Here is a 23,011-nt window from a genome sequence, read left to right on the forward strand (position 1 = left end):
TCCCGCCGGCTACTTCACTGCGCCCAGCGTCAGGCCGCGGGCAATGTATTTGTGGATCGCGATGCCGCCGACGACGACCGGCGCGCAGATCATCACGGCGCAGGACATCACCGTCTGCCACGGGATGATGTAGCCGCCGAGGAATCCCATCATGACGACCGGCGCCGTCCGCGCATCGTTCGAGGGGGTGAGGATGAAGGCGTAGAGCAGGTCGTTCCAGGCAAAGATGCCGGCCAGGATGGCGGCGACGGTGATGCCCGGCAGCGTCAGCGGCAGGGTGATGCGCAGGAAGATGCCGAACCGGCTCATGCCGTCGAGCAGCGCCGCTTCCTCAAGTGCCACCGGAACCGCGCGGAACTGGTCGACCAGCAGCCAGACGACCAGCGGCACGACGAAGGTCTGGTAGATCAGGATCAGCACGACCGGGTTGTTGATCAGCTGCAGGTCGGCCGCGAGAAGATAGAACGGGATCAGCACCACGACGGGGATCAGCATCCAGTTCGTCACGTACCAGAACTGGATCTGCGCGCGGCCGCGGAACTCGTAGCGGGCCAGGGCATAGGCCGCCGGCGCGCCGACCGCGAGGCCGAGCGCCACCGCGCCCACCGTCACGATCACCGAATTGGCGAGGGCGCGCAGCATGTCGTTCTGGGTGATCGCCTTGGCATAGCCGGCAAGGTCCGGTGCGAAGCGCCACGCCGGCGGCAGGCGGAAGATCAGCGATTCCGGCTTCAGCGAGGAGGCGATCATCCAGTAGAACGGAAACACGATCACCAGCGCCACGGCGAGCAGGAACAGTCCGTGCAGCAGGGTGAGGGCGCGCTGTTTCATCGCTAGCCCTCCGCCCGGTCGGAATAGAGGAATTTCACCACGGCCTGGGCGAGAAGGATGGTGAAGACGAGCGTCAGCACCGATTCCGCCGAGGCCAGCCCGACATCGAACCCGCGGAAGGCGATGCGCTCGATCTTCAGCGAGACCATCTGCGTCGCGTTGCCGGGGCCGCCCTTCTGGATCGAGTAGATCATGTCGAAGGTCTTCACCGTGAAGATCGTCTGGAAGACGAGGCTGGCGACGATGCCCGGCCGCATGTAGGGCAGCTTGATGTGCAGGAAGCGGGCCCAGAAGCTTTCGGTCTCCAGCATCAGCGCCTCCTCGATGTCACCGGGCACGGTGGCGAGACTGGCCGAGAGCACGAGGGCGACGAAGGGCGTCCATTCCCAGATCTGCGTCACCGTCACCATGCCGAACGCGGCGGTGCCGCTGCCGAGCCAGTCCACCTGGCCGAGGCCGAGGCGATGGCCGAGATAGTTCACGATGCCGAGCTGGGTGTTGAACATCAGCTGGACGAGCATGCCGACCACGCTGGGCGTGGTCGCGATCGGCACCACGAGGAGGATCTGCACGAGGCGGCGCAGCGCGGGGTTCCGGGTCTGGTCGAGCGCCAGCGCGATCGCCATGCCGAGGCCGAGCTCGACCGGCAGGGTGACGATGAGGAACTCGCCGGTCCGCCTGAGGGCGTCGAGAAAGCCGGGGGAGGTGAGCGCGTTGATGTAGTTCTCGAGCCCGGCGAAGGTCGGCGGGCCCATGCCCATCGTCCAGTTATGGAACGAGTAGTAGAGCACGAAGATCGTCGGGTAGAGGCCGACGAGCAGCAGCAGGAAGAGCGACGGCCCGACGAAGAACCACGGCTCCAGCCGCCGCGCCAGCGGCGTCTTCAACGTCGTGCTCGCGGCCGCGAGGCTTGCCGTTCCGTCCGTGTTTGCCATTGGTATCCGTTGCCCGTTTGCAGCGTGCGCCGCCGCGTCGCATGCGCCCCGCCGGACGGGGCGCATGGTTCGCGCCGGAAGATCAGCGCTTCGGCAGGTTGACCGAATTCCAGCAACCCGTCGAGTTCATGTAGTGCTGGAGCTTGGCGTTGAGCAGCTTCAGCCCCTTCGCGACCGGGTATTTGCCGGCCTCGATTTCGGAGCCGTAATCGGAGACCAGTTCAGAGAAATACGGATAGCAGGCGATCTGCGGGCGCCAGTCGGGCACGCTGCCGTTTTCCCAGGTTTCCACCATCGGCTTCAGGTAGGGATATTTCGCATCGAGCGCCGGGTCGGTATCGGCGCTCTTGCGGGCGACCACCGCGCCGTTCTCGATCAGCGGCTGCGCCATCGCCTTGGAGGTCAGCCACTGGATGAACAGCCAGGTCGCGTTCTGCTCCTTCGCCGGAACCTGCGCGCTGACCATGTAGGCGAAGCCGCCGAAGGCCGAGTAGCGGCCATTGGGCCCCTTGGGCTCGACCGTGACGCCGAGATCGTTGCCGATCGAGGAGGCCTTGAGCGTCGGGTAGAAGGCCGACCATTCGGTGATCATCGCCAGCTGCCCCTGGCCCATCAGCTGGACGACCTGCGAGTGATCATCCGCGATGATGCCCTTCGGCATGTATTTCACCAGCTCCTGGCGGAAGGTCTCGCCGGCGATCGCCGCCTTCGAATCCAGCGTCATCTTCTTCGCCTTGGCGTCGAAGTAACGCCCGCCCCAGGGCCAGAGGAAGCGGGTGAAGCTGTCGGCCGTCTGCGTCTCGCCGCGGGCCGACTGCAGCGCGTAGCCGTAGAGGTTCTTCGAGGGATCGTAGAGCTTCGCCGCGTAGTCGTTCAGCAGCTGGGTCCAGGTGGTCGGCGGGCCGGAGAAGCCGTGCTCCTTGAGGATCTTCTTGTTGTAGTAGAGCAGCCCGGCATAGGAATCGAACGGCAGGCCGATGAGCTTGCCGCCCACCGTGAAGGCATGGCGCCAGACCGGAAAGAAATCGCCGATGTCGATATCGGGATCGGCGATCGCCTTGTCGGCCAGGAAATGATCGACCGGGACGACCCAGTGGGCGCGGGTGAAGTCCACCGGCCAGACGACGTCGGTCAGGATCGCGTCGAACTGCCTGCTGTGCGAGACGAAGTTCAGCGTCTCGGCCTTCAGCGTGTTCTCGTACGGGTAGTTCACCCATTTCACGTGGATGCCGGTTTCCTTCTCGAATTCCGGCGTCAGTTTCTCGGCGGCCTTGTAGCTCGGCCGGTCGAGCCCGACCACGGTCACCGTCATGCCCTTGTAGGGCGCGGCGGCCTGGGCGAGCGTCCAGGCATGGGCGGTCGGGGCGCTCGCGCCGAGGCCGACGAGCGCGCTCGTCGCCCCTGCCAGCGCGTATTTCAGCACTCTCTGCATGACGTATCCTCCTTGAAGGCGGGGTTGCCGCGAAGTTTGATTATTTTTTCACGTATGCCCGGATTAATCATCGCCTGCAACCGGAATTATCCGGCCGTTCAGGCGTTCGGCAGGATGAGGCTCTTGAGCGCCCCATCGGCGCAGGCGGCCTGAATCTCGAAGGCGCGGGCGCCCTCAGCCAGCGGAAACCGGTGCGTGACGATGCGCGCGACATCGACCCGCCGTTCGGCGACGAGGCGGATGGCGCGCGGATAGACATGGCCCATGCGGCGCGAGAACTTGACGGAAAGCCCCTTGCGCCGCGCCGCCCCGGCGGCAAGCGTGTAGGAATCCCCTTCGGGAATGCCGACGAGGACGATCCGCCCGCCGATCCGCGCGACATCGGCCGCGTGCTGGAATCCCTCCGGCGCGTTGGTCGCCTCGAGCACGAGGTCGACGCCGCGGCCATCGGTCCAGGCGGCGATGTCGTGCCGGTCGGCGCTGACGCGGTCGGCACCCAGCGCGCCAGCATGCGCGCGGCGATAGTCTACCGGATCGATCGCCAGGATCTGCCCGACGCCGGCGAGGCGGGCGAGCGCGATCATCAGCAGGCCGATCGGCCCGCAACCGATCACCGCAACCGATTCCAGCAGGCGCGGCCTCGCGAGATCGATGGCGTGGATCGCGACGCCGAGCGGCTCCAGCATCATCGTCTCCTCGATCGTGAAATGCTGCGGCACCTTCACGACCTGGCGCGGCTCGATCGCCATGCGCTCGGCCATCGCCCCAGGATAGGGCGGCGCGCCGTTGAACACGGTGTCGGGGCAGAGGTTGATCTCGCCGCGATGGCACCATTCGCAATGGCCGCAGGGCATGGCGGGGTCGACCGCGATGAGTTCGCCCTTGGCAAGGCCGAGTTCCGGACGCGCCTCGATCACGCGGGCGGCGAATTCATGGCCCGGCACGAAAGGCTCGACGATGACCTGGCTGCCGATCGATCCTTCGAGGTAATAATGCAGGTCGCTGCCGCAGACACCGACGCCGGCGACCTCGACGGCAATGCGGTCGTTTCCCGGCACGGGTTCGGGCGCATCGCCGATCGTGATGTCCCGCACGCCGCGGATGTAGAGAGCCTTCATCGTGGTATCCTTTCAGGTCAACGGGGCGGCGCCGAACGGCCGCAGCGCCGGATAGAGCCCGGCATGGGCGCGGCGCAGGCGGGCATAGAGGGCGGCGCGGCCTGCATCCGGGGTGAAGCGCGCGGTCACCGCGCCGGCCATCGCCGATGCGGCCTCGGCAAATCCGGAATACCAGCCCGCGCCGACGGCGGCGGCCATCGCCGCGCCAAGGCTGGTGGCCTCGACCGTCGCCGATCTCAGCACCGGCACGCCATGCGCGTCGGCCAGGATCGCGCACCAGAGGTCGCTTTGCGCGCCGCCGCCGATGGCGACGATCTCGCGCGCGGCGAGCCCGGCCTCGGCCTCGATGCGCGCCATCACCCCGGCCTGCTCCAGGGCGATGCCTTCGTACAGCGCCCGCAGGAGATGCGCCCTGCCGTGATGCGGCGCGAGCCCGACGATCGCGCCGCGCGCGGCGCCGTCCCAGTGCGGCGTCATCACCCCGAGGAAATAGGGCAGGATCATCACCCCGTCCGATCCCGGCGGCAGCGCCGCCGCCGCGGGTTCGAGCTCGGCGAGCAGTGCTGCATCGCCGCCGAGGATGTCGCGCGTCAGCCAGTCGCACAGCAACGTGCCCGAACGGAGCGAGGTTTCGAGGATATAGCCCTCGCCATCCGCGGCGATCATGGTGCGGAAGCCGCGCCCCACCCGGTAGCTCGCGCTCCGCATTCCGGCGACCACGGCGGTGCCGAGGTTGAGATAGGCCCGGCCCGGCTCCATCACGTTCACGCCGAGACCGGCCGCCTGGCCGTCGCCGGCGCCGGCAATCACCTTCAGCCCTTCTTGCAGGCCGGTCGCGCGCGCGGCCTCGGCGGTCAGGCCGCCCAGCTTCGTGCCGGGCGGCAGCGCCGGCGCGAACCGCGCGGCGGACAGCCCGATCGCGTCGAGCAGGTCGTCCGCGTAGCGCTTCGCCGCGAGATCATAGACGCCGAGCGGATCGGCCGATGCGGTGCTGGTCGCGAACCGGCCCGTCAGCCGCTGGACCAGATAGCCATGCACCTCGGCGAACCAGGCGCTGGCGCCGAGCCGCTCCGGCTCGCAGCGGCGCATCCAGGCCAGCTTGTAAAGCGCCGGATTGGGGTCGGGGATCTTGCCGGTAACCCGGTGCAGATGGTCGGCGCCGAGGGCCTCCGCCATCGCCGCGGCATCGCCCGCCGCCCGCCCGTCGAGCCACAGGATCGCCGGCCGAACCGGCCGGAAACCGGCATCGAGCGGCGCGATCGTCTCGCGCTGGTTGGCGATCGCCAGCCCGGCGATCTCGATCCCGTCGAGCCCCGCGGCCAGTTCGGCGAGCGCCGCGCGGCAGGCCCGCCACCAGTATTCCGGGTCCTGCTCGAACCGGCCTTCGGCATCGGGCGCGAAGGGGAGCCGGGCACGGCCGATGGCCAGCACGCTTCCCTGCCGGTCGAAGGCCAGCGCCTTGACCGCGCTGGTGCTGCAGTCAAGCCCGATCACGGCCTCCACGGCGGTTCTCCCTGTCTCGCGCGCGCGAATCGCCGGCGCGTCACGCCTTCGCCACCCTGCGGGACGCGCCACGCGCCGCGTCGTCGTCGTTGTCCGCCACCAGGGACGAAGCGGTCCGCTCGTCGGTGATCAGCCCGGTGATCAGCCGGCCGCGCAGCATCGCGGCAATCGCGGCCTGCTTCTCCATCCCGCCCGCCACGGCGACGACCTCGCGATCGCCGCTTTCGGCGAGATCGATGCCGATCAGCCGGTCATGCAGTTCGGTGCGGATGCGCCGCCCCCCGGCGTCGAAGAACGAGCCCAGCGCCTCGGCCACCGCGCCGTCGCGCCGCGCCTGTTCCAGTTCCTCGGGCAGCAGCATGCCGGTCTGGCAGAGCGACGCCGTCCGCCCGATCTCGCCGATGCCCATGACATAGAGACTGGCCTCCGCCGCCACGGCGAACGCCTCGGCCACGCCGCGCTGGCGCAGCAGCACCCGGCGATCGGCGCGCGACTGGGCATAGAACGGCACCGGCGGCAGATAGGCCGCCGCCGCGGTCTTTTCCGCCAGCGCGTGGATCACGTCGAACGGGTTGGCGTCGATCCGCTGCGCGAGCGCGCCGATGATGGAGACGACCTTCAGCCCCTCCCGCGGCTCGCGCGGCAGGTGTTCGACCGTCGCGGCCATGGTGCGGCCATGCCCGAACCCGACGACACGATGCTGGCCGCGGGCGAAGGTTTCATGAAGAAACGCCGCCGCCGCGCGGCCGAGCGAGGAAATGACGCGGGACGATGCGGCGCCGCCCGCCGCGGCCGGAGCGTCGGGCAGCGCGGGAACGACCCGGCAATAGGTCAGGCCATGGCGCTCGATCAGCGTCCGCTCCAGGCCGAGGCAGCCGGCGAGATCACCCTCGATGAGGATCCGCACGAGGCCGCTGCGCGCGGCGCCGGCGATCAGCCGCTGCACGCGCGCCGGCGGAATGCGAAGCTGCGCGCTGATCTCCGCCTGGGTCAGGGATGCCTCGTAGTAGAGCCACGCCACCCGGGTGACGAGTTCGGTATCGTCGCCGGATGGCCGGTCGCCTCGATCTGTGACCACGTTCCCGCCTGAGATTGATTATTTCTGCTATCGATAAAAAAATAATCATACTTGCGGCGGCAGCGTCAAGACCGGGCGCGCCGCGCCGGCGGCCTCATCGCCGGACCGGCGTCGCCCTGGCATGGTGCTCGGTCGCGGATGAGTGGCTACGGCGCGCGCCGCGGCACCACCAGCCGGGCGAGCAGGATCTGCACCACCTCGCCGTTCTGGTTCAGCGTTTCCGACCGCATCACCACCCGCCCGCGATCGGGGCGCGAGGCGGAGGGGGTCATCTCCACGACGTCGGTAACCACGCGCAGCACATCGCCCGGCCGCGTCGGCCGGGGCCAGGAGATATCGTTCCCGGCGCCGATCAGCCCGCCGGCGATCGGCACGCTCTCCACCAGCAGCCGCATCGTCACCGCCGCCGTGTGCCAGCCCGAGGCGGCGAGCCCGCCGAACAGCGTCGTCCGCGCCGCCGCATCGTCGAGATGGAAGGGCTGCGGATCGTATCGCGCGGCGAACTCCCGGATCGCCGCCGCATCGAGCGTCGTCGTGCCGCTTTCGAAGCGGGTGCCCACCGCCAGATCGTCGAAGAACAGGCTCATCCGAGCAGCCGCCCGATCACCCGCGCGGTGTAATCCACCACGGGAATGATGCGCCCGTAATTGATCCGCGTCGGCCCGATCACGCCGATCGCGCCCACGATCCGGTCATCGCGCGAGCGCGCCGGGGCAACCACCATCGACATGCCGGAGGCGCCGAACAGCCCGCTTTCGGCGCCGATGAAGATGCGCACGCCTTCCGAGCGCTCGGCCAGTTCGAGCAGCTTCAGCATCGTCTCCTGCGCCTCCAGGCGCTCGAAGAGCTGCTGCACCGAGGCGAGTTTTTCCAGCTGGTCGACATCGGCGAGCAGCCGCGCCTGGCCGCGCACGATCAGCGAACCGCCCCTGCCCTCGTCCGACCAGGTCGCGAGACCGGCCTCGACGATGCCGGCGGCGAGATCGTCCAGCGCCGAGCGGTCCGCCCTCATGTCGTCGGCCACGCGAACGCGCAGCTCGCCGAGCGACAGGCCGGAGAGCTGGGCATTGAGGTAGTTGCTCGCCTCCTGCAGCGCCGATGGCGGCACGCCGGGCGGCGTCTCGATCACCCGGTTCTCGACCTGGCCATCCGCCGAGACCAGCACGACGAGGGCGCGGCCGGAACTCAGCGGCACGAATTCGATATGCTTGACCGCCCCTTCCGATTTCGGCGCCAGCACGATCCCGGCCGCCTGCGACAGGCCCGAGAGCAGGGCGGAGGCCTCGGTGAGCGTGTCCTGGATCGACCGGCCGGACTGGGCAAGCGCCGCCTCGATCCGCTCGCGCTCCTCGTCCGACAATTCGCCGAAATGCAGCAAACCGTCGACGAAGAGGCGCAAGCCCCGCTCGGTCGGCAGCCGTCCGGCCGAGATATGCGGCGAGAACAGCAGCCCGGCATCGGTCAGGTCCGCCATGACGTTGCGGATCGTCGCCGGCGACAGGCCCATCGGCAGCAGGCGCGAGAGCGTGCGGCTGCCCACCGGCTCGCCGGTCTCGACATATTGCTCGACGATTTCACGCAGCACCGCGGCGGAGCGTTCATCAAGCCCCGGCGGCAGCCGCACCGGCCCGACCGCCGGCTTCGGCCGGCCGGCGCGGGCGGAGGAACGCTTGGATGTCTGGTCCATGGCGCCAGAGTCGGGTATCGCGGGGCGAAAATCAAGCGACACGTTTCAGCCGACAGGAGTGGCTTCATGCCCGAAATCAAGAGACCGAGCGGCCGCATGGCCGATGCGCTGCGCCAGGTGGAGATCGTCACCGGCTTCTCCCGCCATGCCGAGGGCTCGGCGCTGATCCGCATGGGCGGCACCGAGGTGCTGTGCGCGGCGAGCGTGGAGGGCCGGGTGCCGGGCTTCCTGCGCGGCGCCGGCCAGGGCTGGGTGACGGCGGAATACGGCATGCTGCCGCGCGCGACCCACACCCGCGGCGACCGCGAGGCGGCGCGCGGCAAGCAGTCCGGCCGCACACAGGAAATCCAGCGGCTGATCGGCCGCTCGCTGCGCGCGGTGGTGGACCGCACGGCGCTGGGCGAAATGACCATCACCCTCGATTGCGACGTGCTGAACGCCGATGGCGGCACGCGCTGTGCCGCGATCACCGGCGCCTGGGTCGCGCTCGCGCTCGCGATTCGCACGCTGCGCAAGGCGAACGTGATCGCGACCGACCCGCTGATTGGCCAGGTTGCGGCCGTCTCCTGCGGCGTGTTCGGGGGCGTCCCGGTGCTCGACCTCGATTACGCCGAGGATTCCAACGCCGAGGCGGACGCCAATTTCGTCCTCACCGGCACGGGCGGCATCGTCGAGATCCAGGCGACCGCCGAACGGGCGACCTTCGAGGAGGCGACCTTCGGCACCCTGCTCGGCCTTGCCCGCAAGGGCACCGCCGAGCTGTTCGCGGCACAGCGCGCGGCCCTCGATGCGGCCTGAGGCGGCGATGCGGCTCGAACGCGGCCAGCGGGTGGTGATCGCCACCCACAATGCCGGCAAGCTCGCCGAATTCGCCCTGCTGCTCGCCCCGCACGGGCTCGATTGTGTATCTTCCGGCGCGCTCGGCCTGAAGGAGCCGGTGGAGGACGCGCCGGATTTCGCCGGCAATGCGCGGATCAAGGCGCTCGCGGCGGCGACAACGAGCGGTCTCGCGGCGATCGCCGACGATTCGGGGCTGGAGGTCGCCGCCCTCGGCGGCGCGCCCGGCGTGCGCTCGGCGCGCTTCGCGCAGGAGGCGGGCGGCTATGCCGCGGCGATGGCGAACATCATCGCCGCCAGCCGGGCGGACGACCGCGCCGCCTTCGCCGCCGCCATCTGCCTCGCGACACCCGAAGGACGGACCTTCACCTATCTCGGCTGGTGCCGCGGGCGCATCGCCCCCGCGCCGCGCGGCGATGGCGGCTTCGGCTACGATCCGGTCTTCGTGCCGCTCGGCGAGACGCGCAGTTTCGCCGAACTCGACAAGGCGGAAAAATCGGCGATCAGCCACCGCTACCGGGCGCTGCGGCAGTTCGCCGCGGCGCATCTCGGCTGAAGATCTTCCGGCCGGTTACTCGGCCGGAATCTTCTCCACCGCCGGCGCCGTCATCGGAACCGGCAGGAAGCGCGCATAGTCGCGCGGCACCACCATCCAGAACCGCGCCAGCGTGCGCTCCCACTCGTTGAGCAGGCGCTCGGCATAGAGGCTCTGCGTCTCGCGCGCGTGCTCGGTCACGAGGTCGCGCAGATGCTGCGCCCAGTAGGCCTCCGTCACCCGATTCCAGAGCAGCGTGTCGGGGTTGACCCGCAGCTCGAAATCGGCGGCCGGATCGTAGACGAAGGCGATGCCGCCGGTGAAGCCGGCACCGAAATTGTCGCCCACCGGCCCGAGAATCACGACCGTTCCGCCGGTCATGTATTCGCAGGCATTCGACCCTGCCCCCTCGACCACCGCCACGGCGCCGGAATTGCGCACCGCGAAGCGCTCGCCCGCCTGGCCGGCGGCGAACAGCCGGCCCGAGGTTGCGCCGTAGAGGCAGGTATTGCCGATGATCGTGTTATCCTGGCTGACAAGCGTCGAGGACGGCGCCGGCCGCACCACGATGGTCGCCCCGGACAGGCCCTTGCCGACATAGTCGTTGGCATCGCCGAAGACCTCGAGCTTGAGCCCGCGCACCGCGAAGGCGCCGAGCGACTGGCCCGCCGCCCCGCGCAGCCGCACGGTGACGTGGTCGGCCTGCAGGTCGGCGCCGCGCTTGCGCCGCACGATCTGTCCCGAGAACTTGGTGCCGATCGCGCGATGCGTGTTGCGGATGCCGTATTGCAGCTGCATCTTCTCGCCGCGCTCGAAGAACGGTGTCGCATCCTCGATCATCTGCGCATCCAGCGTCTCCGGCACCTCGTTGCGGCCCTGCAGCGTGCAGAAGCGCGCATAGGGGCCGGGGTCGGCCTGGGCGAGCAGCGCGTTGAGATCGAGATCGTCGAGCAGCTCGGAGCCGCGCGAGATCTGGTGCAGGTAGTCGGTGCGGCCGATCACGTCCTCGAGCCGGCGGACGCCGAGCGAGGCGAGGATGTGTCGCACATCCTCGGCGATGAAGGAGAACAGGTTGATCACCTTCTCCGGCGTGCCCTCGAACTTCGCGCGCAGCGCCTCGTCCTGCGTGCACACGCCGACCGGGCAGGTGTTGGAATGGCACTGGCGCACCATGATGCAGCCCATCGCCACCAGCGAGGCGGTGCCGATGCCGAATTCCTCGGCGCCGAGCATGGCCGCGATCACCACGTCACGCCCGGTCTTGATGCCGCCATCGGTGCGCAGCTTCACCATGTGGCGCAGCCGGTTGAGCATCAGCACCTGATGTGTCTCCGACAGGCCCATCTCCCAGGGCAGGCCGGCATATTTGATCGAGGTCTGCGGCGAGGCGCCGGTGCCGCCGGAATGGCCGGAGATCAGGATCGCATCCGCCTTCGCCTTCGCCACGCCGGCCGCGATGGTGCCGATGCCCGAGCGCGAGACGAGCTTCACGCACACCGTCGCCTGCGGGTTGATCTGCTTGAGATCGTAGATCAGCTGGGCGAGATCCTCGATCGAGTAGATGTCGTGATGCGGCGGCGGGCTGATCAGCATCACCCCCGGCGTCGAATGCCGGAGCTTGGCGATCAGCTCGGTAACCTTGAAGCCGGGCAGCTGGCCGCCCTCGCCGGGCTTGGCACCCTGGGCGACCTTGATCTCGATCTCGCGGCAGTTGTTGAGATATTCCGCCGTCACGCCGAAACGGCCCGAGGCGATCTGCTTGATCGCCGACGACGCGTTATCGCCGTTCGGCCGCGGCGTCGCCCGTGCCGCGTCCTCGCCGCCCTCGCCCGAATCCGAGCGCGCGCCGATGCGGTTCATCGCGATCGACAGCGTCTCGTGCGCCTCGGGGCTGAGCGCGCCGAGCGAAATGCCCGGTGCGACAAGCCGCTTGCGGATTTCGGTGATGCTCTCGACCTCGTCCACCGGGATCGGCGTCATCCCCTCGCTGCGGAAATCGAGCAGGTCGCGCAGCGCCACCGGCGGCTGGGCGTTCACCGCATCGGCGTATTTGCGATACAGCGTGAAGCTGTCGGTCGCGACCGCGGTCTGCAGCATGTGGACCATCTGCCCGTCGAACGCATGCGTCTCGCCCTTGCGGCGCAGGCGATAGGCGCCGCCGACCGGCAGGGTGACGGCATCCGAATCCCAGGCGGTGCGGTGCAGTTCCAGCATCTTGTGGGCGATGCCGGGCAGGCCGATGCCGGAAATCCGCGAGGGCATGCCGGGGAAGAATTCCGCCACCAGCGCGCGCGAGAGTCCGATCGCCTCGAAATTGTAGCCGCCGCGATAGGACGAGATCACCGAGATGCCGAGCTTCGACATCACCTTGAGCAATCCCTTGTTCACCGCCTTCTTGTAGCGGCCGATGCACTCCTTCAGGCTGATCGATCCGAACAGGCCGCGGCGATGCCGGTCGGCGATGCTTTCCTGCGCGAGATAGGCGTTGATCGTGGTCGCCCCCACGCCGATCAGCACGGCGAAGTAATGCACGTCCATGCATTCGGCGGCGCGCACGTTGAGGCTGGTGAAGGTCCGCAGCGACTGGCGGACGAGATGCGTGTGCACGGCGCCGGTGGCGAGGATCATCGGGATCGGCGCATGCGCCTCGTCAAACGTCTCGTCAGTGAGGATGACATGCGTGCAGCCCGCGCGCACGCCTTCCTCGGCCTCGCGGCGGATCCGCTCGATCGCGGCGCGCAGCCCGCCCTCGCCATCGGCGACCGGGAAGGTGCAGTTCACCACGCAGGCATTGTCGCCCATCGTCCGGCGCATCGCGTCGAACTCGGCGGTCGAGAGAACCGGGCTTTCCAGCTGCAACAGATCGCACTGGCTGGAATCCTCGTCGAGCACGTTGCCGAGATTGCCGAGCCGCGTCTTCAGCGACATCACGCGGCTTTCGCGCAGACTGTCGATCGCGGGGTTGGTGACCTGGCTGAAGCTCTGGCGGAAATAGTGATGCAACCCGCGATAACGCTCCGACAGAACGGCGATCGGCGTGTCGTCGCCCATCGAGCCGGTCGCCTCGTTGGCGTCCTCGACCATCGGATGCAGGATGAGTTCGAGCTCCTCCAGCGTGTAGCCGACGCCGAGCTGGCGGCGGCGCAGCGCCTCGCCCTCGAAGAGAACCGGCTCCGGCGCATCGGTTTTCACGATATGGTCGATCACCTTGATGCCGGCGGTCCAGGCGCCGAAATCCTGCCGGGCGGCGAGATCGTCCATCAGCTCGGCATGATGGTAGAAGCGGCCATCGGCGAGATCGACGGCGATGGTCTCGCCCGGCCCGACGCGGCCGCGCTCGACGATCTCCGCCTCCTCGCGCTTGACCATGCCGGTTTCCGAGCCGACGATCAGCAGCCCGTCGCTGGTGCGGGTGAAGCGCAGCGGCCGCAGCCCGTTGCGGTCGAGCCCGGCGATGACGTAGCGGCCATCCGTCGCGGTGATCGCGGCCGGCCCGTCCCACGGCTCCATCACCGCGTTGCAATAGCTGATCAGGTTGCGATGCGCGGCCTTCATCGTCGCATCGGCGCCGATCGAGGGCGGGATCATCAGCGTCTTCGCCATCATCGCGTCGCGGCCGCCATGCACCAGCAGTTCGAAGACGGCATCGAGCGTCGCGGTGTCGGAACTGCCGGCCTGGATCACCGGCTTGATGTCGCCGAGATAATCATCGAGCGCGCCGGCGGCGAGGCGCGTCTCGTGGCTCTTCATCCAGTTCACGTTGCCGGCCAGCGTGTTGATCTCGCCGTTATGCGCAAGGCAGCGGAACGGCTGGGCGAGCCGCCAGGTGGGGAAGGTGTTGGTCGAATAGCGCTGGTGGTAGATCGCGAAGCGCGAGACGAACCGCTCGTCAAGCAGGTCGGGGTAGAACTCCGTCAGGCTCTCGGCGAGGAACATGCCCTTGTAGATGATCGAGCGGCAGGAGAGCGAGCAGATGTAAAGCTCGGGAATCTGCGCCGCGATCGCTTCCTTCTCGATCCGCCGGCGGATCACGTAGAGGTCGCGCTCGTACTCCTCCTCGGACTTGCCGAGCGCGTTCCACACCATGATCTGCTCGATCTCGGGGCGGGTCGCGTTCGCCTTCTCGCCGATGCAGGAGACGTCGATCGGCACCTGGCGCCAGCCATAGATGCGGTAGCCGAAATTCAGGATCTCGGTCTCGACGATCTGCCGGCAGCGCTCCTGCGCGCCGAGATCGGTCTTGGGCAGGAACACCATGCCCACCGCGATCGGCCCGCGGCGCATGCGGTCGCCGCCGCGCTCCACCGCATCGGCGAAGAAATCCTGCGGAATCTCGACATGGATGCCGGCGCCATCGCCGGTCTTGCCATCGGCATCGACCGCGCCGCGATGCCAGACGGCTTTCAGGGCGTCGATTCCGGCGACGACGACGTCGCGCCGCTTGCGGCCATCGAGCGCCGCGATCAGGCCGACGCCGCAGGCATCGTGTTCCTGCGCCGGATCGTAGCTGCCGGCGAGGGCCGTGGTGTTGCGCTGCCAGGCGGCGAGAAATTCGGAGGCGGTTTCATGGGTCATGGTCATCACTCCGCGGCGGTGGCGAGCGCGCCGTCGGGGCGCGCGGCGGCGGTTTCGAGATAGGCGTGCATGGCGTCGGCGGCATCGCGGCCGTCCTTGATCGCCCAGACGACGAGGCTGGCGCCGCGCACGATGTCGCCGGCGGCGAACACGCCGGGCAGCGCGGTCATGAAACTCTTCGAATCGACCTTCAGCGTGCCCCAGCGGGTCAGCGTGAGGCCCGGCTCGTTGAAGGCGCCGGGCAGATCCTCGGGGTCGAAGCCGAGCGCCTTTATGACGAGATCGGCCTCGATGGTGAATTCCGAACCCGCGATGGGCTCGACCGTCTGGCGGCCCGAGGCATCGGCGAGGCCGAGATGCATCCGCACCGCCTTCACCGCACTGACCCGCCCGGCGCCGACGAAGGCCTCCGGCGCGGAGAGCCAGGTGAACTCGACACCCTCGTCGATCGCGTTCGCGACCTCGCGCGCCGAGCCGGGCATGTTGGCGCGGTCGCGCCGATAGAGGCAGGTGACGGCGGCGGCGTCCTGGCGGATCGCGGTGCGGACACAGTCCATCGCCGTGTCGCCGCCGCCGATGACGACGACGCGCTTGCCGGCGGCGTTCAAGGCACCCGAATCATAGTCCGGCACCGCATCGCCCAGCCCCTTGCGGTTCGAGGCGATGAGATAGTCGAGCGCCGGCACCACGCCGTCGAGCCGGCTGCCCGGCACGTCGATCTCGCGCGCCTTGTAGACGCCGGTGGCGACCAGCACCGCGTCGTAGCGCGCGCGCAGCTCGGCAAAGCTCAGGGCGCCGCCGATATCCTCGTTCAGATGGAAATGGATGCCGCCGTCCTCGAGCCAGGCGCGCCGCCGGGCGACGATCTCCTTCTCCAGCTTGAAGCCGGGAATGCCGTAGATCAGCAGCCCGCCCACCCGGTCGTGCCGGTCATGGACATGCACCTGATACCCCTTGCGCCGCAGCGCCTCGGCGGCGGCGAGGCCGGCCGGCCCGGCGCCGATGATGCCGACACTCTGCGCGCGCTCGCGCCGCGGGCGGATCGGCCGGACCCAGCCATTCTCGAAGGCGGTGTCGGTGATGTAGCGCTCGACGGCGCCGATGGTCACGCTCTCGAACCCCTTCTCGATGACGCAATTGCCCTCGCAGAGCCGGTCCTGCGGGCAGATGCGGCCGCAGATTTCGGGGAACGTGTTGGTGGCGGCGGAAATCTCGTAGGCTTCCTCGAGCCGCCCCTCGGCCGAGAGCTTCAGCCAGTCGGGGATGTTGTTGCCGAGCGGGCAATGCACCTGACAGAACGGAATCCCGCACTGGCTGCACCGGCTGGCCTGGGCCGCCGCGTCCTTCGGGTCGAAATCGCGATAGATCTCGCCGAAATCCTCGCGGCGTTCGACGGCGGCGCGCTTTTCCGGCGGCTGCTGCGCAAGACGCACGAATTGCTGCATGTGCTCGGTCATCGGCACAACTCCGTTCCGTGGATAGCTGTTTCCGGCAGTATCTAGCTCACGGGAACGGAGATTGCCAGCAATAATTCGATGTTAAGTCATATCAACTGCCATATATGCTCGATTACCAGCTCTGCGCCCTCGTCACCGCGGTTTTGTGACAGAAAATTATGTCCCGTTTGAGACCTATCACGCTTCGCCGCCAGTCGGACGCCCGCCGCCATGCCGGTAGCGCCGCATGTAGGAGGGGACGACAAGGTCGATCGGCGTCGCGACGATGCCGAGATCGGCCAGCGTCCGCGCGTTCCGCGCGACCACGTTGTCGCGCCGGAGCAGCAGGAGCTGATCGGTCGTCAGCAACCGTCCGGGCAGGCGCTGGAGCACCGAAGCCTGCAACCAGGCGGCCCAGCGCGGCACGCCGATCAGGGCGCGGTGATGGCCGGTTTCCGCGTTGATATAGGCCAGCAGGTCGCGGAAGCTCCGCACTTCGGGGCCGCCGAGCTCGTAGGTTGCGCCGGCGAGTTCGGGCCGGTCGATCGCCGCCATCACCGCATCGGCGACGTCGCCGACATACACCGGCTGGAATTTCGTCTCGCCCTCGATCACCGGCAGGAACGGCAGTTGCGCCGCCATCGCGCCGAAGCGGTTGAAGAACCCGTCCTCCGGCCCGAACACGATCGAGGGGCGCAGGATCGTCGCCGCAGGAAAGGCCGCCCGCACCGCCGCCTCGCCCAGCCCCTTGCTCCGAGCATACTGGCTCGCCGCCTTCGGATCGGCGCCGATCGCCGAGACGTGCACGAGCGCGCGCACCCCCGCCTCCGCCGCGAGCGTCGCGATTCTCGCCGCCCCCTGGTGCTGCACCCGGTCGAAATCGCCGCGCCGCCGTTCGGCCAGGATTCCCACGAGATTGATGACGCAGGTCGCCCCCTCGATCGCGCGGCGCAACGCCGCCTCGTTGTCGAGCGGAGCATAGAGCGGCACGATCTGGCCGACATCGCCAAGCGGGCGGAGAAAGGCGCCGGCCTCGGTATCGCGCATCGCCGCGCGCACCACCCAGCCCGCGGCGGCCAGGCGTTTCACGACATGGCGGCCAATGAAGCCGGATGCGCCGAAAACCGTTGCAACCTTGCGCGATGCCATGAGGGTCTCCTTTTGATGGGTGCCTTCTGTTCGCATGACTGGCCCGCGCAAGACAACCGCCTCCCGCACGAAGGCGGATTGACGGCAGGGCGCCGCTTCGCTACAGCCCCGTTCACCGAAGCGCGCCGGTGCGGCGCGGTTAGCCTCCTTGCCCAGGTGGCGGAATGGTAGACGCGCAGGTTTCAGGTACCTGTGGCCGCAAGGCTGTGGAAGTTCGAGTCTTCTCCTGGGCACCAACTCTCAATAGTCCCGCGTGCGGGATCGTGATGGGCCGATGAGCCAGACCCAGTTTGCCGCCGGCGCCACCATCCACATCCATCGCCACGACCTTCCGGACGGGCTCGATCTCGGCCCCGTGGTCGCCGTCGACACCGAAACGATGGGCCTCGATCCGCGGCGCGACCGGCTCTGCCTCGTGCAGCTCTCCGCCGGCGACAACAGCGCGCATCTCGTGCAGATCGTCCCGCCCGCCCTGGGCGGGCGCGGCGCCGACTGCCCGAACCTGAAGCGCCTGCTCGAGCATCCCGGCGTGACCAAGCTGTTCCACTTCGCCCGGTTCGACCTCGCGATGCTGCATCACGCGCTCGGCGTGACGACCGCGCCGGTGATCTGCACCAAGATCGCCTCGAAGCTGGTCCGCACCTATACCGACCGCCACGGGCTGAAGGATCTCTGCCGCGACCTCGTCGGCATCGAGATCTCCAAGCAGCAGCAGACCAGCGACTGGGGTTCGGCCGAGCTCTCGCCCGAGCAATGCGCCTATGCGGCGTCGGACGTGCTGCACCTGCATGCGATCTGGGCGCGGCTCGAAGCCCTCCTGGTCCGCGAGGGGCGGCGCGAACTGGCCGATGCGTGCTACCGGTTCCTGCCGGCGCGCGCGAAGCTCGATCTGCTCGGTTTCGAGGACCCCGACATTTTCAGCCATCGCTGACGGCGGCCCCGCCCCGCGCGTCATTCTGTTGACCCGGCGCGGCGCATCGTCACATACAAGGCCATGACGAGCGGACAGACCATGCCTGTTGCCCCTCCACGCCGCGATCAGTCCCCGACGGCCGCCACCGACGATCTCGCCATCGCGCGCGACGTGCTCGCGACCGAGGCGGCCGCGCTCAACGCCCTGGCCGCAACGCTGGGCGAGGGCTTCACCGCGGCGGTGACGACGCTGGCGGACATCGCCGGCCGCGTCGTCGTCACCGGCATGGGCAAGTCCGGCCATGTGGCGCGCAAGATCGCCGCCACCCTCGCCTCCACCGGCACGCCGGCGCTGTTCGTCCACCCGGCCGAGGCGAGCCACGGCGATCTCGGCATGATCGTGCCGGGCGACGCGGTGATCGCCCTGTCGAACTCCGGCGAGGCCGCCGAACTCGCCGCCATCGTTTCCCATGTCCGCCGCTTCGCCCTGCCGCTGGTCGCGATCACCAGCCGCGCCGAGAGCACCCTGGCCCGCGCCGCCGACCTCGTGCTGCTGCTCCCCGCCGCCCCCGAGGCCGGGCCGATCGGCATGGCGCCGACCACCAGCACGACGATGCAGATGGCGCTCGGCGACGCCATCGCCGTTGCCCTGCTCGCCCGGCGCGGCTTCACCGCCGCCGATTTCGGCCTGTTCCACCCCGGCGGCAAGCTCGGCGCCCGGCTCCGGCGCGTTCGCGACCTGATGCATGAAGGCGAGGCCGTGCCGCTCGCCGGGCCGGACACGCGCATGGATCAGGCGATCCTGCTGATCACCGCAAAGCATTTCGGCTGCCTCGGCATCATCGACGGCGAACGCCGCCTGCTCGGCGTGGTGACCGACGGCGACCTCCGCCGGGCCATGGCGCCGGATCTGCTGACGCGGGAGGTCGGCCGCATCATGACCACCAGCCCGCGCGTGATCGGGCCCGAACGCCTGGCCGAGGAGGCGCTGCACGACATGACGGCGCTGACCCCGCGGGTGATGTCGCTGTTCGTGGTGGACGAGTCGCGGCGGGTGCTCGGCATCGTCCACATGCACGACCTGCTGCGGGCGGGTGTCGCATGAACACCGCGCGCACCCCCGACCAGCCCGGCAAGCCGCAGCGGCACGGCACGCTGTTCTCGCAGGCCGACGGGCTGTTCGCCGCCCTGGCCCACGCGCGTGACCGCCAGCGCGCCGCCCTCGGCCGGCAGCGGCGCATCGTCGGCATCGCCAAGATCGTTCTCCCGGCGATCGCGGCCGTGCTGCTCTTCGCCATCGTGATCTTCCCCGACCTGCGCAGCGGCGCGAGCTTCGGCCGGGTCACCTATCGCGAATTGCCGCAAGCCTCGGGCGCCGCCCTCTCGCGGATGAGCACGGCGGAATATCGCGGCGTGGACGCGCGCGGCGAGAAATTCACCATCACCGCGCGCCACGCCGTGCAGACCGGCGGCGACCGGCTGAGCCTGACCGGGCCGAAAGGCGACATCACGACGAAAGGTGGCGCCTGGTTCATGCTCGATGCCCGCAACGGCGTCTATCACCAGAAGACCCAGCGTCTCGACCTGGCCGGCAAGGTGACGCTCTACCGCGCCGACGGCACCACCATGCGCACGCGCCAGGCAACGATCGACATCCAGGCCGGCACCGCCGACGGGCACGACCCGGTCAGCGCCTTCGGCCCGTTCGGAACGCTGACCTCGGCGCAGGGCTTCACCGCGCGCAATCGCGGCCAGATCATTACTTTCACCGGGCCTTCGCATCTCGTGCTCGACCAGGCGAATCCGTCATCGACCGCCACGGGTGCCGGAGGCGGTTCATGAGGCCGCTGGCGGCGCCGCTCACGGCGCTCCTGCTCGTGGCCGCCCTTCCCGCCGGCGCCAGCGCGCAGTCGCTCGGTTTCGGCACCGCCGGCGGCCAGCCGGCGCCGATCGACATCACGGCGCAGAACGGCATTTCCTGGAACCAGAAGACCCGGATCGTGACCGCGAAGGGCAATGCCAGGGCGGTGCGCGGCAAGGTCACGGTGACGGCGGACGAACTCGTCGCCCATTACAGCCCGAAGCCGGCCAGCGGCGCGGCAAAGCCGACGCCGGCGGCGAAACCTGATGCTTCGGCCGGAGGCCTCGGCGGCCTCGATTCCGGCGCGTCGCAGATCACCCAGCTCGACGCGGTGGGCCATGTCCACATCTTCACCGCGACCGAGCAGGCCTTCGGCGATCTCGCGGTCTATCACATGGCCCGCCACGAACTCGTGCTGACCGGCGGCAACCTGCGGCTGATCACCCCGACCGAGACGGTCACCGCCACCAGGGCGCTGCAATACTGGTCCGAGGCCCGCAAGGCGGTCGCGATCGGCCATGCGAAAGTGGTCGGCAAGGACGGCCGGTCCGTCACCGCCGACCGGCTGACCGGCTATTTCACCGCCGCCCCCGCCGCGCCGAAAGCCGGCGGCACGCCACCGGCGGGCTCCACGGCGGAAGCGAGCCAGCTGCGCAAGGTGGTGGCGGAGGGGCATGTCGTCGTGACGACGCAGACCGATGTCGCGACCGGCGATCACGGCGTCTATCATCCGGCCACCGGAATCGCGGTGCTCACCGGCAATGTCCACATCACCCACGGCCCGAACGAGCTTGCCGGCCACATCGCCCAGGTCAACATGAAGACCGGGGTGGCGACGCTGGTCTCCGCTCCCGGCCATCGGGTGGAGGGCCTCATCCTGCCGGACTCGGCGCCGGCCGCAAAACCCGGTGCCGCGAAATCGCCGCAATCGGGCGCCAGAGCGAAATGATGAAGGAGCAGCTTCGCGTCATCGAGGGCGGCGTTCGCGAACGCTTCCCCGTTCCCGGCACTCTGGCCGAGCAGGGGCTGGTCGCGCGTGGCCTCGGCAAGAGTTTCCGCAAGCGTCCCGTGGTGCGCAACGTCTCGGTCACGCTGCGGCGCGGCGAGGCCGTCGGGCTGCTCGGCCCGAACGGCGCCGGCAAGACCACGACCTTCTACATGATCGTCGGGCTGATCCAGCCGGATTCCGGATCGATCATGCTCGACGGCGCCGATATCTCGACCCTGCCGATGTATCGCCGCGCGCGGCTCGGCATCGGCTACCTGCCGCAGGAAGCCAGCGTGTTCCGCGGCCTGACGGTCGAACAGAACATCACCGCCGCCCTCGAGGTGGTGGAGAACGATCCCGACCGGCGCGAGGCCATGCTGGATGCCCTGCTCGCCGAATTCGGCATCTCGCACCTGCGCCGCACGCCGGCCCTCGCCCTGTCCGGCGGCGAGCGCCGGCGGGTCGAGATCGCCCGCGCGCTGGCCACCGGGCCGAGCTACATCCTGCTCGACGAGCCGCTCGCCGGCATCGACCCGATCGCGGTCGGCGAGATCCGCGACATGGTGGCCCAGCTCAAGCAGCGCGGCCTCGGCGTGGTCATCACTGACCACAATGTCCGCGAGACGCTGGAAGTGATCGACCGCGCCTATATCCTGCACGAGGGCCATGTCCTCATGGAAGGCGCGCCGGACGAGGTGGTGGCGCATCCCGAGGTCCGCCGCGTCTATCTCGGCGACCGCTTCATGCTCTGACCCGCCCCCGCCGCCACGCGGATGGCGCGCATGCGGCGACAAAACTTGTCACGCCCGCCCCGATGGGCTAGGCGAACCCTGCCGGCACCCCTGGAGGCCGGTTTTTTTCATTGAGTTCATGGAGCGAAGAATGGCCAAGTTCGAGACCATTGCGGCCGAGGATCGCGCGCGGGCCGGCAAGGGGGTGGCGCGGGCGACACGGCGGGCCGGCAAGGTGCCGGCGGTGATTTACGGGGCGAAGCAGGAACCCACCCTGATCGCGCTCGACCCGCGCATCGTGCTGCGCGAGATGAAGCGCGGCGGCTGGCGCTCGCGCCTCTACGAGATCGAGACCGCTTCGGGCAAGGCCCGTGCGCTGATGCGCGACATCCAGCTGCATCCGGTCACCGACCAGCCCGAGCATGTGGACTTCCAGCGCCTTGCCGCCGGCGAGCCGGTTCGGGTGGCTGTGAACGTCAACTTCCTCAACGAACTGATCTCGGTCGGCATGAAGCGCGGCGGCGTGCTGAACGTCGTGCGCCACGCCGTCGAGGTGCTGTGCGACCCGGATCACATCCCCGATCATTTCGAGGCGGATCTCGGCCCGCTCGACATCAACGACAATATCCGCTGGTCGGACCTCAAGGGCACCGGCGAGGCGAAGCCGACCATCACCGACCGTGACTTCGTGATCGCGACCATCGCGCCGCCGACCGTGGTGGCCGAGGCGGCCCCGGCCGAGGGCGCCGCCGCCGCGCCGGCCAAGGGTGCCGCCAAGGGCGCTGCCAAGGGCGGCAAGAAGTAATATCGCGGAACCCTCGCCATGAAGCTGTGGGTCGGCCTCGGCAATCCCGAACCCGGGATGGCGCGGAACCGTCACAATATCGGCTTCATGGCGATCGACGTGATCGCCGACCGCCACGGCTTCGCGCCGTGGCGGAAGCGCTTTTCCGGCCTGGTGAGCGAGGGCAGCGTCGGCGGCGAGAAGATCGTCGCCCTCAAGCCGCTGACCTACATGAACGAGTCGGGCCGCGCGGTGCAGCCGGCCAGCGCCTTCTTCAAGCTGCCGCCGGACGCCGTCACCGTCTTTCATGACGAGCTCGACCTGATCCCCGGCAAGGTGCGGGTGAAGCGCGGCGGCGGCGCGGCCGGCCATAACGGCCTGCGCAGCATCGACCGCACGCTCGGCACCCAGGACTACTGGCGCGTGCGCCTCGGCATCGGCCATCCGGGCGACAAGGCGCGGGTGCACGGCCATGTGCTCGGCAATTTCGCGAAGACGGACGAGGACTGGCTGGTCGACACGCTCGAAGCCGTCTCCGACGCCGCCCCCCTGCTCGCCGCCGGCAAGCCGGAAGATTTCATGACGAAAGTCGCCCTCCTGACCAAGGACACCGCCTGAG

Annotated in this window: 20 protein-coding genes and 1 tRNA gene; 10 read left to right on the forward strand and 11 right to left on the reverse strand. The window is 69.0% G+C overall.

Annotated features, from left to right (window positions below):
- Positions 1 to 9: 9 nt before the first annotated feature.
- From ACRY_RS10700 to hrcA, 8 genes are all read right to left on the reverse strand, one after another.
- On the reverse strand, positions 10 to 831 hold the full coding sequence (locus ACRY_RS10700; protein WP_007421925.1) for a carbohydrate ABC transporter permease: 822 nt from the start codon (positions 829 to 831) through the stop codon (positions 10 to 12).
- Positions 832 to 833: 2 nt separating this feature from the next.
- Positions 834 to 1,766, reverse strand: a complete 933-nt coding sequence (locus tag ACRY_RS10705; protein WP_007421924.1) for a carbohydrate ABC transporter permease — start codon at positions 1,764 to 1,766, stop codon at positions 834 to 836.
- An 82-nt stretch (positions 1,767 to 1,848) separates the two neighbouring features.
- Entirely contained in the window at positions 1,849 to 3,198 is a 1,350-nt protein-coding gene (locus ACRY_RS10710) for an ABC transporter substrate-binding protein (protein WP_007421923.1), read from the reverse strand.
- A gap of 98 nt (positions 3,199 to 3,296) precedes the next feature.
- Positions 3,297 to 4,316, reverse strand: a complete 1,020-nt coding sequence (locus tag ACRY_RS10715; protein WP_007421922.1) for a zinc-dependent alcohol dehydrogenase — start codon at positions 4,314 to 4,316, stop codon at positions 3,297 to 3,299.
- 12 nt (positions 4,317 to 4,328) lie between these two features.
- A complete protein-coding gene (locus ACRY_RS10720) occupies positions 4,329 to 5,819 on the reverse strand; it encodes a xylulokinase (RefSeq protein WP_011942403.1) in 1,491 nt (496 codons plus the stop codon).
- 40 nt (positions 5,820 to 5,859) lie between these two features.
- A complete protein-coding gene (locus ACRY_RS10725; RefSeq protein WP_011942404.1) occupies positions 5,860 to 6,897 on the reverse strand; it encodes a sugar-binding transcriptional regulator in 1,038 nt (345 codons plus the stop codon).
- A gap of 146 nt (positions 6,898 to 7,043) precedes the next feature.
- Positions 7,044 to 7,484 (reverse strand): MaoC family dehydratase, encoded by a 441-nt coding sequence (locus tag ACRY_RS10730; protein ID WP_011942405.1) that lies wholly within the window; start codon positions 7,482 to 7,484, stop codon positions 7,044 to 7,046.
- Complete coding sequence (hrcA, locus tag ACRY_RS10735) at positions 7,481 to 8,584, reverse strand: heat-inducible transcriptional repressor HrcA (RefSeq protein WP_007421917.1); 1,104 nt, start codon at positions 8,582 to 8,584, stop codon at positions 7,481 to 7,483. The genes ACRY_RS10730 and hrcA overlap by 4 nt, the downstream gene beginning before the upstream one ends.
- 66 nt (positions 8,585 to 8,650) lie before the next feature.
- On the opposite strand from hrcA, the gene rph reads away from it, so the two are divergent.
- The gene (rph, locus tag ACRY_RS10740) at positions 8,651 to 9,382 is read left to right on the forward strand and encodes a ribonuclease PH (protein WP_007421918.1); all 732 of its coding nucleotides are present in this window, start codon (positions 8,651 to 8,653) and stop codon (positions 9,380 to 9,382) included.
- 7 nt (positions 9,383 to 9,389) lie between these two features.
- Positions 9,390 to 9,977: an RdgB/HAM1 family non-canonical purine NTP pyrophosphatase gene (rdgB, locus tag ACRY_RS10745; RefSeq protein WP_011942406.1), complete on the forward strand. Its 588-nt coding sequence runs from the start codon at positions 9,390 to 9,392 to the stop codon at positions 9,975 to 9,977.
- A 15-nt stretch (positions 9,978 to 9,992) separates the two neighbouring features.
- Here rdgB and gltB read toward each other — a convergent pair whose 3' ends face one another.
- From gltB to ACRY_RS10760, 3 genes are all read right to left on the reverse strand, one after another.
- The gene (gene gltB / locus ACRY_RS10750; protein ID WP_011942407.1) at positions 9,993 to 14,531 is read right to left on the reverse strand and encodes a glutamate synthase large subunit; all 4,539 of its coding nucleotides are present in this window, start codon (positions 14,529 to 14,531) and stop codon (positions 9,993 to 9,995) included.
- A 5-nt stretch (positions 14,532 to 14,536) separates the two neighbouring features.
- A complete protein-coding gene (locus ACRY_RS10755; protein WP_011942408.1) occupies positions 14,537 to 15,988 on the reverse strand; it encodes an NAD(P)-dependent oxidoreductase in 1,452 nt (483 codons plus the stop codon).
- Between the two features lie 177 nt (positions 15,989 to 16,165).
- Positions 16,166 to 17,116, reverse strand: a complete 951-nt coding sequence (locus ACRY_RS10760) for a complex I NDUFA9 subunit family protein (RefSeq protein WP_007421913.1) — start codon at positions 17,114 to 17,116, stop codon at positions 16,166 to 16,168.
- 150 nt (positions 17,117 to 17,266) lie between these two features.
- Here ACRY_RS10760 and ACRY_RS10765 point away from each other — a divergent pair.
- The 8 genes from ACRY_RS10765 to pth all read left to right on the forward strand — a co-directional run bounded on the left by ACRY_RS10765 (position 17,267) and on the right by pth (position 23,010).
- Positions 17,267 to 17,352 (forward strand) — tRNA-Leu (locus tag ACRY_RS10765).
- Between the two features lie 38 nt (positions 17,353 to 17,390).
- Positions 17,391 to 18,047 (forward strand): ribonuclease D, encoded by a 657-nt coding sequence (locus ACRY_RS10770; RefSeq protein ID WP_007421912.1) that lies wholly within the window; start codon positions 17,391 to 17,393, stop codon positions 18,045 to 18,047.
- 81 nt (positions 18,048 to 18,128) lie between these two features.
- Entirely contained in the window at positions 18,129 to 19,133 is a 1,005-nt protein-coding gene (locus tag ACRY_RS10775; protein ID WP_007421911.1) for a KpsF/GutQ family sugar-phosphate isomerase, read from the forward strand.
- A complete protein-coding gene (gene lptC / locus ACRY_RS10780; protein ID WP_011942410.1) occupies positions 19,130 to 19,870 on the forward strand; it encodes an LPS export ABC transporter periplasmic protein LptC in 741 nt (246 codons plus the stop codon). Before ACRY_RS10775 ends, lptC begins: the two co-directional genes overlap by 4 nt.
- Positions 19,867 to 20,838 (forward strand): LptA/OstA family protein, encoded by a 972-nt coding sequence (locus ACRY_RS10785; RefSeq protein WP_007421909.1) that lies wholly within the window; start codon positions 19,867 to 19,869, stop codon positions 20,836 to 20,838. Before lptC ends, ACRY_RS10785 begins: the two co-directional genes overlap by 4 nt.
- Positions 20,835 to 21,629, forward strand: a complete 795-nt coding sequence (gene lptB / locus ACRY_RS10790; protein WP_011942411.1) for an LPS export ABC transporter ATP-binding protein — start codon at positions 20,835 to 20,837, stop codon at positions 21,627 to 21,629. Before ACRY_RS10785 ends, lptB begins: the two co-directional genes overlap by 4 nt.
- Positions 21,630 to 21,759: 130 nt before the next feature.
- Positions 21,760 to 22,413, forward strand: coding sequence for a 50S ribosomal protein L25/general stress protein Ctc (locus tag ACRY_RS10795; RefSeq protein WP_007421907.1), 654 nt, complete (start codon positions 21,760 to 21,762; stop codon positions 22,411 to 22,413).
- A gap of 18 nt (positions 22,414 to 22,431) precedes the next feature.
- Positions 22,432 to 23,010 carry an aminoacyl-tRNA hydrolase gene (pth, locus tag ACRY_RS10800; RefSeq protein WP_011942412.1) on the forward strand — a complete coding sequence of 193 codons (579 nt, stop codon included), beginning with the start codon at positions 22,432 to 22,434 and terminating at the stop codon, positions 23,008 to 23,010.
- Position 23,011 lies beyond the last annotated feature (1 nt).

Origin of the sequence: Acidiphilium cryptum JF-5 (assembly GCF_000016725.1) — a bacterium.
Lineage (GTDB): Bacteria > Pseudomonadota > Alphaproteobacteria > Acetobacterales > Acetobacteraceae > Acidiphilium > Acidiphilium multivorum.